Consider the following 14,531-nt stretch of genomic DNA (forward strand, 5'->3'; position numbering starts at 1 on the left):
CGATTTGGGTCGGCCCCACATGCCATCGGTAGTTGTCGGTTACCCTGTACCCCCACACCCCTTTGTTTCGGGTGGAACTCGAATGTGGAGGGGGGTGGGGGTAAGACCCGGATTTTGTATGAGATGGTTTTATATACTAATGTGTGTAACAGTACCCTCGGCGCAGTAAATCGCTATATTGTAAGAACTTCTGTTTTTATTTAACTTTCTGCAACCAGATAAGAACAGTCGGTTTGCGGTGTCACCCCCACCTCGCCACGTTTCCAGTCGAAACGAAGGGGTGGGGGAGGACGATACAGCCGGAGCGGATATTACGAGTTGAGGTAGCACGGGACTCACAAGTCGAGGTACACAGAAGGCGCGGGTCGAGGTAACACGGAACGCGCGGGTCGAGGTAACACGGAACACGCGAGTTGCGTGGTCGTTGTACTCCTGGTTCGTCTTACTACCACTCATGCACGCTGACCGAACGGCTCTCGTATGGTCGCGGTGACGACGCCAAGAGCCGGTCGTTCATCGGCCCCCTCGGTGTGTCTGACGCAGTTGTTAAGTGAGAGGGGCGTCGATTCTACGACAATTCCCCGAACTGCCGGCAGGTACGCAGTACCGAGCAATACCACGCGGCACGAAGCGTTTGGGAGAGAACACAGAATCTGGAGGTCAGGATGGGACTGCTAACGAATCTCAAAGACAGCATATCACGGGTCACGGACGGGTTGTTCGCGGCCGAAGAGCCCAAACGAATCGGGATCTACGGACCGCCGAACGCCGGAAAAACGACCCTCGCAAACCGGATCGCGCGTGATTGGACTGGAGACGCGGTCGGTCCAGAGAGTCATATTCCACACGAAACGCGACGCGCTCGCCGCAAGGAGAACGTCGAAATCGAACGGAACGGTCGGAAAGTCACGATCGACATCGTCGACACCCCGGGCGTGACGACAAAAGTGGATTACAAGGAGTTTCTCGACCACGACATGGACAAAGACGACGCAGTTCGTCGCTCTCGCGAGGCCACGGAGGGTGTCGCCGAGGCGATGCACTGGCTGCGTGAAGACGTCGACGGTGTCATCTACGTCCTCGACTCCACGACCGATCCCTTCACGCAGGTAAACACGATGCTCATCGGGATCATCGAGTCACAGGACTTGCCAGCGCTGATCCTCGCCAACAAGACGGACCTTCCCGACTCAGACGTCAAACAGATCGCGAACGCCTTCCCGCAACACGAGACGATCCCGCTGTCGGCGCTCGAAGGCGAAAACATGGACGAAGTGTATACGAAGATCGCGGAGTACTTCGGCTGATGCCTGGACCCACCCCCAACGTCGACGATGGTGACGCTCCTTCCGACGATCCCGTGTCCGACAGGGAGTCGTCAGACAGCGGCGTCCGAATCGACATGATAAGCGGGGCTCGAATGCAGGGGCTCACAAGCATGGAGAAGATCCGGCTCATCCTCGACGGCGTCCGCGACGGTAACATCGTCATCTTGGAGGAGGGGCTCTCCCCGGACGAGGAATCGAAGCTGATCGAAGTGACGATGACCGAGATCAGCCCTGACGACTTCACTGGAATCGAGATCGAAACCTACCCAAAAGCCGAGGCGAACGACCAGAGCTTCCTCGATAAACTGATGGGTCGTGAATCGGCACAGAAGCTCACCGTCATCGGGCCGGCCAACCGGATCGAGACGCTGCACAAAGACGAGAACCTGATCAGCACGTTGGTCTCTCGGAAGTGATAGCACACCTCACGAAGTAGCGTAACGCCACCCGGTCAACCAACTATCCGCGCCACTCGGCCAACCAACCACCGACGCCACCCGGTCAACCAACCACCGACGCCACCCGGTCAACCAACCACCGACGCCCGCTCGAAATCAATTCCCACGCGCTCGAAATCAACTCAGCCGACATCCACCAACACAAATGCCACACCAATGTACCACCTGCGGCCGGACGTTCCCCGACGGATCCAAAGAGATGCTCTCCGGCTGCCCGGACTGCGGTGGCAACAAATTCCAGTTCAAACCCGAGAGCGCCTCGTCTTCCGACAATTCCACACCTGATCGAGAACGACCGACAGGATCAGACAAGCCGACAGGATCAGACAAGCCAACTGGATCGAGCGAGGCGACTAGGTCGGGAGAGGTGACCAGGTCGGGCGAGGCGATAGATGCCGATCAGTCGACTTCTGAGTCGTCTTCGCCGCCTGCTTCGAACCCATCGTCTGCTTCTGGTCCCTCGTCGTCGCGGTCCGGGAGCGATTCCGAGCAGGTTCGCGGACGCAGCGAAGAGGACACCGCTCAGGCGAGTGCTCGCTCCGACGTCGTCTCGCCTGACGAACTGGACCGAGCAAGCCGTGACGTCGCCGATTCTTCAGGATCCGACGGGCCGTCTCCGAACGAGTATGCTTCCGACGTGCCCGCGGAGTCCCGTCCGGATATCGACAACCTTCGGGAAGAGCTCAACGAACAGTTCGAAAGCATTCGGATCGTGAGTCCGGGGCAGTACGAACTCAATTTGATGGAGTTGTACGACCGTCAAGAATACATCATTTCTCTCCAAGAGGACGGTCGATACGTCATCGAGATGCCCGACGCGTGGGGAATCGACGACGAATAATTCGGGCTTTCGTTTTCACCGACTTTTCTGCCAGCAACCTAGATATACTCGGCTCTCACTGGGATATTTTGCCCATATGTAGCTTTATCTCCCACGATTCGGGGTTCTACTACGCATATTTGTCATTTCTCCGTCCAATGTCGAAGAAGACACAGTTATGCGGCTTCCCCTGATAGGGGTGCGCATGTTTACCGATCACGTTTCGGACAGCGGTTTCCGCCCGTGTTCACTATTGGTACGGCGACGGCTCGGCGCCCGAGCGTCTTCCGTGAAACCTGACGCCCGTCGCGATCATGTCTCTCGCAACTGCCAGAAGGTGATCGCATGCGCGTAGTCGCTAAGTTCGGGGGAACGAGCCTCGGAAGCGGCGATCGGATCGAACGAGCGGCCGACTCGGTCGCGAACGCGGTCGAGACCGGTCACGAGATCGCCGTCGTCGCGAGCGCGATGGGGTCGACGACCGACGACCTCCTCGACGACATCACCTTCGAGACGGACGACGCCGACCGCGCGGAGATCGTTTCGATGGGCGAGCGGACGAGCGTCCGGATGCTGAAAGCGGCGCTCTCGGTCCGCGGGATCGATGCGGTGTTCTTGGAGCCCGGTCATCCGGACTGGCCCGTCATCACGAACGAGGTTGGGGAGGTGGACATCGAGGAGACGAAAAAGCGTGCGAAGGAGATCGCCTCCCGGATGGACGGTGTCGTCCCGATAATCACCGGCTTTCTCGCCGAGGATCACGACGGTAACGTCACCACGCTGGGGCGCGGCGGGTCCGACACCACCGCCGTCATGCTCGGTAACTACATGGACGCGGACGAGGTCGTGATCGTCACCGACGTCGAGGGCGTGATGACCGGCGATCCCCGCGTCGTGGAGGGAGCGAGAAACGTCGGCCAGATCACCGTCGACGAACTGCGAAACCTCTCGTTCCGTGGCGCGGAGGTCGTCGCCCCGTCGGCGCTCTCGTATAAGGACGAGGACCTCGACGTTCGAGTCGTCCACTACCAGCACGGAGACCTGCTGCGTGGCGGCACGCGCATCGAGGGACAGTTTGAGAGCCTCATCGACATGCGCGAGGAACCCCTTGCGTGTCTCACCATCGCGGGGCGAGCCATCCGAAATCGGTCCGGGATCCTCTCGCAGCTCGCGAGCGCGCTCCGCCAAGAGGAGATCAATATCGACGCGGTCGCCTCCGGCATGGACTCGGTTACGTTCTACGTCGACGTCGACAAAGCCGAGACGGCTGAGGCGCTGCTTCACGAGGCTGTCGTCACCGACGAGGCGCTCTCGTCCGTAACCGTCGCCGATCCGATCGCGGTCATCCGCGTGACCGGTGGCGAACTCCCGAATCGTCCCGGCGTCATTCAGGACATCATCGCCCCGATCGCGGAGGCCAATATCAACATCATCGATCTCATCACGAGCGCCACGTCCGTCGCGGTGTTCGTCGACTGGGACGACAGAGAAGACGCACTCGAAATAGTTCAGCAACGGTTCGACTGAGCGATCGCCGATCGGAGCGTTCCAGCTGTCGCGTTCCGGCTGTCGCGTTCCGGCTGTCGCGTTCCGACACGCCTCCGCTTCGTGTCCGCTATTTCGTGTCGATGTCGACGTCGTCGGCCTCGATTCGGTATCGGGTCGTCTCTTTCCCGCGGAACCGCGGGCCGGACCCGATGGCCTCGAACCCCATCTCGGATAACGCCTGTCGGTCGTGGTCGTTCGGGACGACGACTTCGAGAGCCATCTTTTCTCGGGCCGCGAACCGGCGAGGGAACTCGAGCAACCGACGAACCACCCCATCGTCCCCGTCGAAGTCACTCACATGAACCGTGTTCCCGCGCGCGTCGAACGCGACGAACCCGATCACTCGGTCGCCGCCACCGCCGTTTTCGACCTCCTTCGGGCTGTCGTGTTGCCCCCGTCGGTCGTCGTTTGATTCCGATGACTCGCCGTCCGATTCCGATGACTCTCCGTCCGATTTCAACTGTTCACCCTTCGGCTCCGCGACCGCGACCCGAACCGAGCGGTCGTGGATCGTGTCGATCACGACGCTCCGCGGTCGACCAGTCGCCGCGGCTATCGCTTCGCTATCGGCCTCCACTGCGTCGCGAATCCGCATGCCGTGACTTCATCGAGTGTTCGTATAAAACCCAGCCTGCGACTGACCGATCATCTAACTGCGCGATGACACGCTATCCGTGGAAACTGACGGCACGGCAGTCCATGGAAACTGACGGCACGGCAGTCCGTGGAAACTGACATCATCCCCACACGACGCAGTCGACACGAACCGAGTGAGATGGATTTAAGCGATGGGATGCCCGACGGGAATCATGAACAAACCAACTCAGATCGTGCTCGGTACGATCAGCGTTTCGGCCGTCGTGTCCGTCTTCATCGTCCTCTCGTACATCCTCGGTTGATGTTCTCGTCCCGTCCGCTCGACGACGATCTCGACGCGGTCCGGGATCAGTACGCACCCGACTCGCCGGTCTTAGACGTCGATGCCGACTTCGAGACGCTCCCGCCCGCCGCGGCGGAAGATCTCGGGCTGTTCGTCGACGGACTCGACCCGGCGTCGTTTCCGTCGGAGTGGCTTCCATCCGAGGTCCCAGAGCTACTTCGAAGGTACGCGGGCACCGACTTCACCGTCGGGCTCCCCGGCAGCGGCACCGTCGTCAGAACCACTCAGACGGATCCACAGGCGGTGCTCGTCAAGGCTCGCGCGGAGGGGACCCCAGACGACTTCCTCGCGTTCCTGATCGCCGATCGGCTGGTCCAGATCGGTGTCGATCCCGCGCCGGGGGCGCTCCCTGACGCGACGCCATCGACTCGCCTCCCGGAGAGCTTTCTTCCGTTCTTCGGCGACCGCTACCCCGATCTCGATGCCGCGATACGCCGCCCGGACCCGGAGACGGGAGCGTCGACGACCGGACAGACTCCGACCGACGTCTTCCAGATAGCGACTGCGCTGTTCGACGCGTGGGTCGGGCTGCACACGCGAGACGTCTTCGCCGCGTGGAACGATCGTCCGGACGCCGAGCCGGCCGCCTCACATCTCCAAGGCTCCGCTGTCTCTCGATTGTTCGAGGCGTGGGTGGACGCCGGCGACCGCCTCGACGGACGTCTCGGCGATCTCCCCGCGGAAGTCGCCCGCGGCCACACCGACTTCGCGAGCGCGACCGAGTACGCGTGCTCGGCGGTCCGCCACGGACTCGATCTCCCCGCACCGTTCGCCGCGCTCGACACCTCGGCGTACCGTGATCGCGGCGCCTCGTACGCGGTGACGTGGGCAGAGAAGACGTTCGATTCGATGATCGACGGGGTCACCGGTTGATCGGCGAGGTCACCGACTGATCGCCTCTACACTCAGATGTCGACTTCGACGTCTCCGTCCCCGTCCAGTTCGATGATCCCTTCGAACAGCTCACGGAATCGGTCGAGCGTCGCGACCTCGTGGACCTCCTCGGAGAGGTGGAATATCCCGACCGCGTCGTGCTCGTCAAGGAGATCGAGGATGTCGGCTGCGGCCTCGTAGACCGCCTCGTCGTCGGCGTAGTACGCCATCTCCGTGAGCGAGTCGACGGAGACGCGCCGTTTCCCCTCGTTTTCGGTCAGGAACCGCTCGACGCGGTCGACGACGCCGTCGAGGTCATCGGGTGCGGAGACGTAGTACACGTTCTCTGCCGACCGACGGGAGTATCCTCGTTCGACGGAGAGCGTGTCGAGAATGGTCGCTTTCGTCTCGTCGACGTCGTAGTACTCCAGTTTCTGCTCGACCTCGCGGGCGGTCGTTCGCGTGGAGACGACGAGGAACGCGTCCGTGTCCGTCTTCAAAAAGTCCGTGTCGATCCGGTCCGTCTCGCCGATGCTCGGATGGATGAGCAAGAGTCCTGTCCCACCGGGGATCGTTTCCGGTCCGTTCTCGATGGCGAGCGAGTAGTCCATACGAACGGAAGTCGGCGGACCGACTTAATCGTGCGGGACGCGACGGGAAGCCGTCTGCGACGGCACCGATCCGCGACGGCTACGCCCGGTCACGTCGTCGATCCGTCGGATGCGGCCGTGGCCGCTCTGCCAGACCCGTCCTCACGTCGAACTGCCGGACTCAACAGAGAGACGAGTCGGAAGCCAACGACTGAACTCGCGGGGCCACTGACTCGGTCGGTTTTTTCATCGTCCCCTACGAGGGTCTATTCGATGCCCGGCCACGCGACCGCTCGCGACGTCTACCGACAGGCGCTCCCCGTGATACTCGTCAGCCTCGTCGCGGGGCTGTTCGCGGGGACGATCCTCGGAACCGAGACGATGCGATCGTTTATCGCCGACGTTCCGGGGCTCCTCCTGTTGTTGCCCGCGTTTCTCGCGACCCGCGGCGGCGTGTACGGCTCTCTCGGAGCGCGCCTCTCGACCGGGCTCCATCAAGGGCTCATCGAGCCGCGCTTCCAGCTGGACAGGCGGCTCACGAACGCCATCGTCGCCTCGTTCATCAACGGGATGAGCGTCTCCGTCTTCATCGCGGTCGTTACGTATCTTTGGCTCGGTCTCCTCGGTTCGGACGGGAGCCTCCTCCAACTCGTCGGGATCATGGTCGTCGCCGGACTCCTCTCGGCGGTGCTCATGATATCGGTCCTCATCACGGTCATCTTCGTCGGCTACCGCCGGGGACTTGACCCCGACAACGTGATCGGTCCTGTTGTGACGACGCTCGGGGACGTCTTCGGCGTCTTCTTCCTCCTCGTCGGCGTCGTCGTCGTGGGGGGCGTGGTATGAGTGCTCCACCAGACGCCTCTGAGCCTCCCGATCGCCCGCTGCCCGACGAGTGGTCGATCCCTCGAATCGTTCGCACGATGGTCCCACTCCTCGCCGTTCTCTCCGTGCTACAGCTCATCTCCGGGACCGTCCTCCAGACGTACGAGGCCACGCTGGTCCAATACCCGGCCCTTTTGGTGTTGGTTCCGGTCCAGATCGGTACGGCGGGGAATCTCGCATCGATCACCTGTTCGCGGCTTACCACCCAACTCCACCTCGGGACCTACGAGTTGAGTCTCTCCAATCCTGAACTCCGCGCGAACGCCGGTGCTGTCTTCGCGCTCGCGGGAACCGTCTTCGGGGTCGTCGGGATCGCCGCGTGGGCCATCGGTCTCGCGCTGGGTGGTGCGCTCGGCCTCGGACGGGTGCTTCTGGTCTCGCTGTCGTCGGGGATGCTTCTCGCGGGGCTCGTCGTGGTTACCAGCGTCGCCGCGGTGGAGGCGTCCTATCGAGTCGGCCTCAATCCCGACGACACGACTATCCCCGTCGTCACCAACGTCTGTGACATCGCCGGCGTGTTGATCCTCTTTGCCGTCGTCACACTCGTGGTGTGACGCGGCGACCGCATCACGATCGGCCGATCTCAGAACACGCTGTCGGCGGTCGCCGCGCCGACGACGCTGAAGACGGCCCCGACCGAGACGGCCTTGAACGTCGTCGCCCACAACTCGACGCCGGTGACCCCCGCCTTGACGAGGAAGGTGTCGGGCGCGTCGAAAAGCACCGCGAGCACCAGAACCGATCCGAACGCGACGATCATGAGCGAGACGAACCGCATCGGTATCCCGACGATGTCCCGCTCGTCCTCCGGATCGCGGTCCGTGTCCGCCCGATAGAGGGCTGCGTAGCCGATGAGCGCAGCGATCGCGGCGGTCAACACTCCTTGAACCCAGTTCATTCCCGCGGCGAGTACCCACACCTCCTCGGTGACGACGAACGGACCCGCGAGGAGGAACCCACCGACCGCCTGCTGTGCGGAGTCGGCGACGCGGAACTTCGGTCGGCGGAGGGTCTTCGGCCGCTTCATGCGCTCTGAAGCGAGACGAACCGATAAAACACCGGCGCTCCGCCGCGACGACATCGTTATGATTTAGCGTCTCCCCCGATGGCCTCTCGCCGGGTTCCGTGTTCACTTCGGATCCGCGTCCTCTCTTCGCTCTCCGAACGCGTTCGTCTCTCGGCTTCTCCGAACGCGGCCTCTCCGAACCCGTTTTCACTCGCCCGCGCGTGCGGGCATGCATGAGTGTTCGAGAGGAATTCGACGACTGGGCCGCCTCGGGGCGTGACCGTGGCATGGAAGACAGACACTGGCACACTGCAAAACACGTTCTCGCGCGGATGCCGGTCGAACCGGGAGACGCCGTGTTGGACCTCGGTACCGGGTCCGGCTACGCCCTCCGCGCGCTGCGCGAGCGCGGGATCGGCCGCGGATATGGGCTCGACGGCGCACCCGAAATGGTCCGGAACGCACGCGGGTACACGGACGACGACGCTATCGGATTCCTGGTCGGCGACTTCGACGACCTCCCCTTCGCTGACGACTCCCTCGACCACGTCTTCTCGATGGAGGCGTTTTACTACGCGAGCGACCCGGTTCACACCCTCGAAGAGGTTCGGCGCGTGCTGAAACCCGGCGGCACGTTTTATTGTGCGGTGAACTTCTTCGAGGAGAGCGAGACGACGCACGCGTGGCAAGAGAAGATATCAATCGAGATGACGCGCTGGTCGCGCGCCGAGTACCGCGAGGCGTTCAGGGAGGCCGGTCTGTACGTCGCCGAACAGGATGCCGTCTCGGATCGCGAGATCGACATACCGCCCGAGTCGGCGTTCCCGACCGACGACTGGGACTCCCGCGAGGAGATGGTGGACCGCTACCGAACGTGGGGGACGCTGTTGACCGTCGGCGTCGCGCCCTGATCCGATCGGTCTCCACATAACCGAGGCCGTTAAGAGGGAACCACCGGAACGTGCGTGTGAAATGCCCAGTGGTGAGTACGACCCCGACGCCGTCGAGCCGCGCTGGCAGCGGCGATGGGTCGACGAGGAGACGTATGCGTACCCCGACGACCCGGTCGATCCGAACACCGTCTTCTCTATCGACACCCCGCCGCCGACGGTGTCGGGGAGCCTCCACATGGGCCACCTCTACGGGTTCACCCTGCAAGACTTCGTCGCGCGCTTCGAGCGCATGAACGGGGACACGACCTTCTTTCCGTTCGGCTACGACGACAACGGGATCGCTTCCGAGCGCCTGACCGAGGACGAACTCGACATCCGCCACCAGGACTTCGAGCGGCGCGAGTTCCAGGCGAAGTGCCGGGAGGTCTGTGCCGACTACGAGGAACAGTTCACGCAGAACGTCCAGGCGCTCGGCGTCTCCGTCGACTGGGACCATACCTATCAGACCATCGAGCCGCGCGTCCAGCGCGTCTCCCAGCTGTCGTTCGTCGACCTGTACGATCAGGGCCGCGAGTACCGCGAGAAGGCCCCAGCGATCTGGTGTCCCGAGTGCGAGACCGCCATCTCGCAGGTCGAGACCGAAGACGACGAACAGGACAGCCACTTCCACGACATCACCTTCCCCGTCGTGCGCGACGACGCGAACGACGCGGACGGAGCGGACCGCGGCGACGGCGCATCCGAGCTCGACGAGGCCGCCGAGACGTTCACAATCTCGACGACGCGCCCGGAGCTTCTCCCCGCGTGTGTCGCCGTCTTCGTCCACCCCGACGACGATGAGAACCAGCATCTCGTCGGCGAGTCCGCCGAAGTCCCGCTGTTCGGCCACGAGGTCCCGATCATCGCCGACGAGCGCGTCGACATGGAGACCGGCTCCGGGATCGTGATGTGTTGTACCTTCGGTGACCAGAACGACATCGAGTGGTACCAGGTCCACGATCTGGACCTCCGCGTCGCCATCGACGAGTCCGGCCACATGACCGCGGTCGCCGAGGAGTACGAAGGGCTACATTCGGGGGAGGCCCGGGAGGCCATCGTCGCCGACCTCGACGACGCCGGCGCGCTCGAAGAGCGCCGCGCGATCACCCACACCGTCAACGTGCACGAGCGGTGCGGGACGAGCGTCGAGTTCCTCGTCACCGAACAGTGGTACATTCAGATGCTCGATAAGACCGACGAGTACCTCGACATCGGTCGGGAGATGAAGTGGTCTCCCGAGAAGATGTTCACCAGATACGAACACTGGGTCGAAGGGCTTCAGTGGGACTGGCTCATCTCGCGACAGCGTTCCTCGGGCATTCCGTTCCCCGTCTGGTACTGTGCCGAGTGCGACGAGGAGATCGTCGCCGAGAAGGCGGACCTGCCGGTCGATCCGCTCTCCGACGACCCGCCAGTCGACGCCTGTCCGGCCTGCGGACACGACGAGTTCGAGCCCGAGGACGACGTGCTCGATACGTGGGCCACCTCCAGTCTCACACCGCTTATCAACGCCGGCTGGGACTGGGACGAGGAGGCCGGGGAGTTCACGATGGAACATCCCGAACTGTACCGGTTCGACCTCCGTCCGCAGGGCCACGACATCATCAGCTTCTGGCTGTTCCACACCCTCGTCAAGTGTTACGAGCACACCGACGAGGTCCCCTTCGAGGAGACGATGATCAACGGCCACGTCCTCGACGAGAACCGCGAGAAGATGTCCAAATCCGTCGGCAACGTCGTCGAACCCGAGGCGGTGCTCGAAGAGTTCCCCGTCGACGCCACGCGCTACTGGGCCGCCGGCACCGCGGTCGGCGACGACTTCCCGTTCAAAGAGAAGGACCTCCGCGCGGGCGAGAAGCTGATCCGCAAGCTGTGGAACGCCTCGAAGCTCGTCGAGTCGCTGGCTCCAGAGCCGTTCCCCGCGGAGCCGGACGACGACGACCTCCGAGAGCTCGACCGATGGCTCCTCGCCGAACTCGACTCGGAGATCGGCCGGCTCACCGAACTGCTCGAAAACCGGGAGTTCTCGAAGGCCCGAGACGGCCTCCGCAGTTTCTTCTGGAACACGTTCTGTGACGATTACCTCGAAATCGCCAAACAGCGCGACGACGCCGCCGCGGCGTACACGCTTCGAACCGCTCACCGTCGGTTTCTGAAACTGTTCGCGCCGCTTCTGGCTCACGTCACCGAGGAGCTGTGGCACGACATGTACGCGGACGCGATCGAGGCAGACGCCGCCGGTGCCAGCGACTCGGTCCACCTCGCCGACTGGCCCGAACCGCTCGGCGTCGACGCCGACCGCGACGCGGGCGCGGCCGCGACCGCCGTCGTCGGCGTCATCCGGAAGTACAAAAGCGAGAACCAACTCCCCCTGAACGCCGAACTCGACGCAGTCGAGGTGTACGCCGACGTTCGCGGCTTCGAGGCGGACATCACGGGCGTGATGCACGTCGCCGACCTCACCGTCCACCCCGACGCCGACGCTCCCGTCGAAACGGTGATCACGGGTATCGACCTCGATTACGCCACAGTCGGCCCGAAGTACGGCGAACAGGTCGGTGATATCGAGGCGGCGCTGGCACAGGACGACTACGAGATCGACGGCGACGAACTCCACGTCGCGGGCGTCACCCTCCTCGACGACGAGTTCTCGGTCGAGAAAACGCGGCAGTACCGCGGTGACGGCGAACTGCTCGAAGCCGACGACGTGGTCGTCATCGTGAACAACGACGCGTAACAGCCCCTTCGTTTCGTCTGCAGTTTCGGGCGTCTCTTCTCGCACTACAGGTCTGCGCCAACCGCCTGCTCGACAGTCTCGAACCCGTCTCGTTCCAGCAGCTTGAGGACGCCCTCGTTGATGTCGCGTGCGACCGTCGGCCCCTCGTACACGAGCCCGGTGTACAGTTGAACGATCGACGCCCCCGCGCGTATCTTCTCGTAGGCGCTTTCGGCGTCCGCAATTCCGCCCACGCCGATCACCGGCACGTCCGTTCGCTCGGCTACGAACCGAACGCGTTCGGTTGCGAGGTCTCTGATCGGCCGTCCGGACAATCCCCCGCGCTCCGCGCGGTTCGGACTCTGCAGCGAATCGGGACGCGACGTGGTCGTGTTCGTCGCGATGACGCCGTCCAAATCGCACTCGTCGACGACGGCGAGCGCCTCCTCGACGGCCGGTTCCGGCAGATCAGGCGAGAGCTTCACGAGGAGCGGCTCGGCCCCGGCGTCGGCGAGCGTTCCGAGAATCTCTTCTAACGCCTCGCGGTTCTGGAGGTCGCGGAGACCGGGCGTGTTCGGGCTGGAGACGTTGATGACGAAGTAGTCGCCCGCATCAGCCACGCGCTCGTAGGTGTATCGGTAGTCGGCGGCGGCGTCGGAGAGCGGAGTCGTCTTCGACTTTCCGATGTTCACTCCGACCGGAACGTCAGGAAGCGGCTCCCGGTCGAGCCGCTTTCCGACGACGTCAGCGCCCTCGTTGTTGAATCCCATCCGGTTTATCAACGCCTCGTCTTCCGTGAGACGGAACAGCCGCGGGCGCGGATTCCCCGGCTGACGCTCGGCCGTGACACCGCCGATCTCGACGTGTCCGAAACCGAGGGACGCGAGCGCACGCGGGATCTCCGCGTTCTTGTCGAACCCAGCGGCGACTCCGACCGGATTCGAGAATTCGAGCCCGAACGCGTTCACGCTCAACCGGGAACTATCGACCGCGTACCGAGGTCGGAGTGACGCCGTGACCGGCGTCCCCTGTGTGACTTTCAAGAGTTTATGTGTCAGCCCGTGTGCGGTCTCCGGTGGCAGCCTGAACAACACCGGCTTCAACAGATCGTACGCGTTCATCGTTTCCGACTCAGTACGAGCAGGTATCAATCCGCCGACCGACGCGGCGCTGCTCCGATGAGCCAGCGTGTTGGCGGCGCGAACCGCTGATCCGGTCGCGTCCGTGATAGGAAACCGCGATCGGTCGGTACTTAGAAATCGTGTTCGAGGTCTTCGGGGCTCGAATCCGCTTTTTGAATGATTATCTTCCCGTCTCGGACCCGGACGAACACCTCGTCGCCGATCTCCATTCCGGCGACAGCGAGCTCGTCTTCGTGGAGGTTCACATGGACGTTGTGGTACTTCCCGTCATCGTCCTTCGCGCCACTCGGGCTGAGCTTCTTTTTACGGACCATCGCGGTTGTACTGGTCGCACTTCGCCATAGCAGACACATAAGTGTTGTTTACATACCCCGTCGGACCGCTCGGCGCTCGGCTGGACCTACCTAGAATCGCTAGGCGGAGTGGAGTTAATATATAAATGTTTTGCACATCAGCTTTCATTTCCCCGATATATTTATTATCGACTGTGTGCTGGGTTCCCATGGAGGATAAACCATGGTACGTGAAGACGGTAAGCGAAACTTTGCCCTTCGAGAGGAAGACGGATCGGAAACGAGCGAATTTTCCGGAAACATGCCTCGGCAGGCTGCGCTCAAAGCAGCGCGAACTCTCGATCCTGCTCCGTCAGAAGACGAGGCCGAACGGGTCACGCTCCGCCTTCGAGAGAAGGGGACGAAGAAGGTTCACGAGTACGAGGGGTGGGCGTGGAAGGACAGCGCTCCCGAAGTCGACGATGCAGACGACGACTTCTGGCTCAACGACCTTAACGACATCACCAAAGCCAACGTCTCGAAACAGGGGATCGAGTACATCGACGAAGCGTAGCTCTCTCACACGATTTTTCTCGTGACCACCCGGCATTGAGTGGTAACGCCGCGAGCCTCACGCCGTTCTTTCAACCACCCTCCGAGCGCCGTTCGCGGTGCACCCCCCTCGGCATGAAACCGCATGACGTGGCGTCGATAGTTCGACGGGGTTAAATACAACCCGGCCATCGTGACTAATGCGAAGAACGCATCCGCGAACTCGGGCCGTTCAACTCGGCCCGGTTTCGCTGGACCCGAAAACGCTTCGACGGGTTTATATCCCCTCGAAGGGTACAATCAGGTCCGCGAAGATGAGGATTTCGCCCCCTGCGCTCCGGCGTAAGAGGAAATCTGATGTGAGCCGTGGTCGTTCGGTGTCATCCAGGTCGCTGGGTGCACTGGACACCATATAGACCATGCAATGGTGTGTTGACATCGTGTCAACACCCGCCAACACCCCCTCTGT

At 62.6% G+C, this 14,531-nt stretch carries 16 protein-coding genes; 10 read left to right on the forward strand and 6 right to left on the reverse strand.

Going from position 1 to position 14,531, the window contains the following annotated elements:
• Positions 1-665 precede the first annotated feature (665 nt).
• From EP28_RS10590 to EP28_RS10605, 4 genes are all read left to right on the forward strand, one after another.
• Positions 666-1,307 carry an Era-like GTP-binding protein gene (locus EP28_RS10590; RefSeq protein WP_049984005.1) on the forward strand — a complete coding sequence of 214 codons (642 nt, stop codon included), beginning with the start codon at positions 666-668 and terminating at the stop codon, positions 1,305-1,307.
• Positions 1,307-1,744 carry a DUF2073 domain-containing protein gene (locus tag EP28_RS10595; protein WP_049984006.1) on the forward strand — a complete coding sequence of 146 codons (438 nt, stop codon included), beginning with the start codon at positions 1,307-1,309 and terminating at the stop codon, positions 1,742-1,744. Before EP28_RS10590 ends, EP28_RS10595 begins: the two co-directional genes overlap by 1 nt.
• A 187-nt stretch (positions 1,745-1,931) precedes the next feature.
• Positions 1,932-2,627, forward strand: a complete 696-nt coding sequence (locus EP28_RS10600; protein ID WP_049984007.1) for an OapC/ArvC family zinc-ribbon domain-containing protein — start codon at positions 1,932-1,934, stop codon at positions 2,625-2,627.
• Between the two features lie 324 nt (positions 2,628-2,951).
• Positions 2,952-4,133, forward strand: coding sequence for an aspartate kinase (locus tag EP28_RS10605; protein ID WP_049984008.1), 1,182 nt, complete (start codon positions 2,952-2,954; stop codon positions 4,131-4,133).
• 88 nt (positions 4,134-4,221) lie between these two features.
• Here the strand turns inward: EP28_RS10605 and EP28_RS10610 are convergent, their stop codons facing one another.
• Positions 4,222-4,749, reverse strand: a complete 528-nt coding sequence (locus EP28_RS10610; protein ID WP_049984009.1) for a hypothetical protein — start codon at positions 4,747-4,749, stop codon at positions 4,222-4,224.
• A 303-nt stretch (positions 4,750-5,052) separates the two neighbouring features.
• Between EP28_RS10610 and EP28_RS10615 the strand changes: the two genes are divergently transcribed.
• Positions 5,053-5,967 carry a DUF7089 family protein gene (locus EP28_RS10615; protein WP_049984010.1) on the forward strand — a complete coding sequence of 305 codons (915 nt, stop codon included), beginning with the start codon at positions 5,053-5,055 and terminating at the stop codon, positions 5,965-5,967.
• 32 nt (positions 5,968-5,999) lie between these two features.
• Here EP28_RS10615 and EP28_RS10620 read toward each other — a convergent pair whose 3' ends face one another.
• Entirely contained in the window at positions 6,000-6,578 is a 579-nt protein-coding gene (locus tag EP28_RS10620) for a DUF7090 family protein (protein ID WP_049984011.1), read from the reverse strand.
• Positions 6,579-6,830: 252 nt separating this feature from the next.
• On the opposite strand from EP28_RS10620, the gene EP28_RS10625 reads away from it, so the two are divergent.
• Entirely contained in the window at positions 6,831-7,403 is a 573-nt protein-coding gene (locus EP28_RS10625) for a magnesium transporter (protein ID WP_049984012.1), read from the forward strand.
• On the forward strand, positions 7,400-7,996 hold the full coding sequence (locus EP28_RS10630) for a magnesium transporter (RefSeq protein WP_049984013.1): 597 nt from the start codon (positions 7,400-7,402) through the stop codon (positions 7,994-7,996). The genes EP28_RS10625 and EP28_RS10630 overlap by 4 nt, the downstream gene beginning before the upstream one ends.
• A 29-nt stretch (positions 7,997-8,025) precedes the next feature.
• Here the strand turns inward: EP28_RS10630 and EP28_RS10635 are convergent, their stop codons facing one another.
• Complete coding sequence (locus EP28_RS10635; protein WP_049984014.1) at positions 8,026-8,469, reverse strand: DUF2391 family protein; 444 nt, start codon at positions 8,467-8,469, stop codon at positions 8,026-8,028.
• Positions 8,470-8,681: 212 nt separating this feature from the next.
• Here EP28_RS10635 and EP28_RS10640 point away from each other — a divergent pair, with 212 nt between their 5' ends.
• The gene (locus EP28_RS10640) at positions 8,682-9,359 is read left to right on the forward strand and encodes a class I SAM-dependent methyltransferase (protein WP_049984015.1); all 678 of its coding nucleotides are present in this window, start codon (positions 8,682-8,684) and stop codon (positions 9,357-9,359) included.
• Positions 9,360-9,420: 61 nt separating this feature from the next.
• Positions 9,421-12,117 carry a valine--tRNA ligase gene (locus EP28_RS10645; protein ID WP_049984016.1) on the forward strand — a complete coding sequence of 899 codons (2,697 nt, stop codon included), beginning with the start codon at positions 9,421-9,423 and terminating at the stop codon, positions 12,115-12,117.
• A 44-nt stretch (positions 12,118-12,161) separates the two neighbouring features.
• Here EP28_RS10645 and EP28_RS10650 read toward each other — a convergent pair whose 3' ends face one another.
• Positions 12,162-13,217, reverse strand: coding sequence for a quinone-dependent dihydroorotate dehydrogenase (locus EP28_RS10650; protein WP_049984017.1), 1,056 nt, complete (start codon positions 13,215-13,217; stop codon positions 12,162-12,164).
• 131 nt (positions 13,218-13,348) lie between these two features.
• Entirely contained in the window at positions 13,349-13,552 is a 204-nt protein-coding gene (locus EP28_RS10655; protein ID WP_049984018.1) for an AbrB/MazE/SpoVT family DNA-binding domain-containing protein, read from the reverse strand.
• Positions 13,553-13,754: 202 nt separating this feature from the next.
• Here EP28_RS10655 and EP28_RS10660 point away from each other — a divergent pair, with 202 nt between their 5' ends.
• Positions 13,755-14,084 carry a non-histone chromosomal MC1 family protein gene (locus EP28_RS10660; RefSeq protein WP_049984019.1) on the forward strand — a complete coding sequence of 110 codons (330 nt, stop codon included), beginning with the start codon at positions 13,755-13,757 and terminating at the stop codon, positions 14,082-14,084.
• Positions 14,085-14,339: 255 nt separating this feature from the next.
• Here EP28_RS10660 and EP28_RS14590 read toward each other — a convergent pair.
• Positions 14,340-14,531 (reverse strand): hypothetical protein (locus EP28_RS14590; RefSeq protein ID WP_230455334.1); only part of this gene is annotated, 192 nt, incomplete at its 5' end.

Source organism: Halorubrum sp. BV1 (genome assembly GCF_000746205.1).
Lineage (GTDB): Archaea > Halobacteriota > Halobacteria > Halobacteriales > Haloferacaceae > Halorubrum.

What these genes read in the sequence shown, in the direction of transcription:
- EP28_RS10590 (WP_049984005.1), top strand. Translation starts at nt 666, where the DNA reads ATGGGACTGCTAACGAATCTCAAAGACAGCATATCACGGGTCACGGAC.
- EP28_RS10595 (WP_049984006.1), top strand. Translation starts at nt 1,307, where the DNA reads ATGCCTGGACCCACCCCCAACGTCGACGATGGTGACGCTCCTTCCGAC.
- EP28_RS10600 (WP_049984007.1), top strand. Translation starts at nt 1,932, where the DNA reads ATGCCACACCAATGTACCACCTGCGGCCGGACGTTCCCCGACGGATCC.
- EP28_RS10605 (WP_049984008.1), top strand. Translation starts at nt 2,952, where the DNA reads ATGCGCGTAGTCGCTAAGTTCGGGGGAACGAGCCTCGGAAGCGGCGAT.
- EP28_RS10610 (WP_049984009.1), bottom strand. Translation starts at nt 4,749, where the DNA reads ATGCGGATTCGCGACGCAGTGGAGGCCGATAGCGAAGCGATAGCCGCG.
- EP28_RS10615 (WP_049984010.1), top strand. Translation starts at nt 5,053, where the DNA reads ATGTTCTCGTCCCGTCCGCTCGACGACGATCTCGACGCGGTCCGGGAT.
- EP28_RS10620 (WP_049984011.1), bottom strand. Translation starts at nt 6,578, where the DNA reads ATGGACTACTCGCTCGCCATCGAGAACGGACCGGAAACGATCCCCGGT.
- EP28_RS10625 (WP_049984012.1), top strand. Translation starts at nt 6,831, where the DNA reads ATGCCCGGCCACGCGACCGCTCGCGACGTCTACCGACAGGCGCTCCCC.
- EP28_RS10630 (WP_049984013.1), top strand. Translation starts at nt 7,400, where the DNA reads ATGAGTGCTCCACCAGACGCCTCTGAGCCTCCCGATCGCCCGCTGCCC.
- EP28_RS10635 (WP_049984014.1), bottom strand. Translation starts at nt 8,469, where the DNA reads ATGAAGCGGCCGAAGACCCTCCGCCGACCGAAGTTCCGCGTCGCCGAC.
- EP28_RS10640 (WP_049984015.1), top strand. Translation starts at nt 8,682, where the DNA reads ATGAGTGTTCGAGAGGAATTCGACGACTGGGCCGCCTCGGGGCGTGAC.
- EP28_RS10645 (WP_049984016.1), top strand. Translation starts at nt 9,421, where the DNA reads ATGCCCAGTGGTGAGTACGACCCCGACGCCGTCGAGCCGCGCTGGCAG.
- EP28_RS10650 (WP_049984017.1), bottom strand. Translation starts at nt 13,217, where the DNA reads ATGAACGCGTACGATCTGTTGAAGCCGGTGTTGTTCAGGCTGCCACCG.
- EP28_RS10655 (WP_049984018.1), bottom strand. Translation starts at nt 13,552, where the DNA reads ATGGTCCGTAAAAAGAAGCTCAGCCCGAGTGGCGCGAAGGACGATGAC.
- EP28_RS10660 (WP_049984019.1), top strand. Translation starts at nt 13,755, where the DNA reads ATGGTACGTGAAGACGGTAAGCGAAACTTTGCCCTTCGAGAGGAAGAC.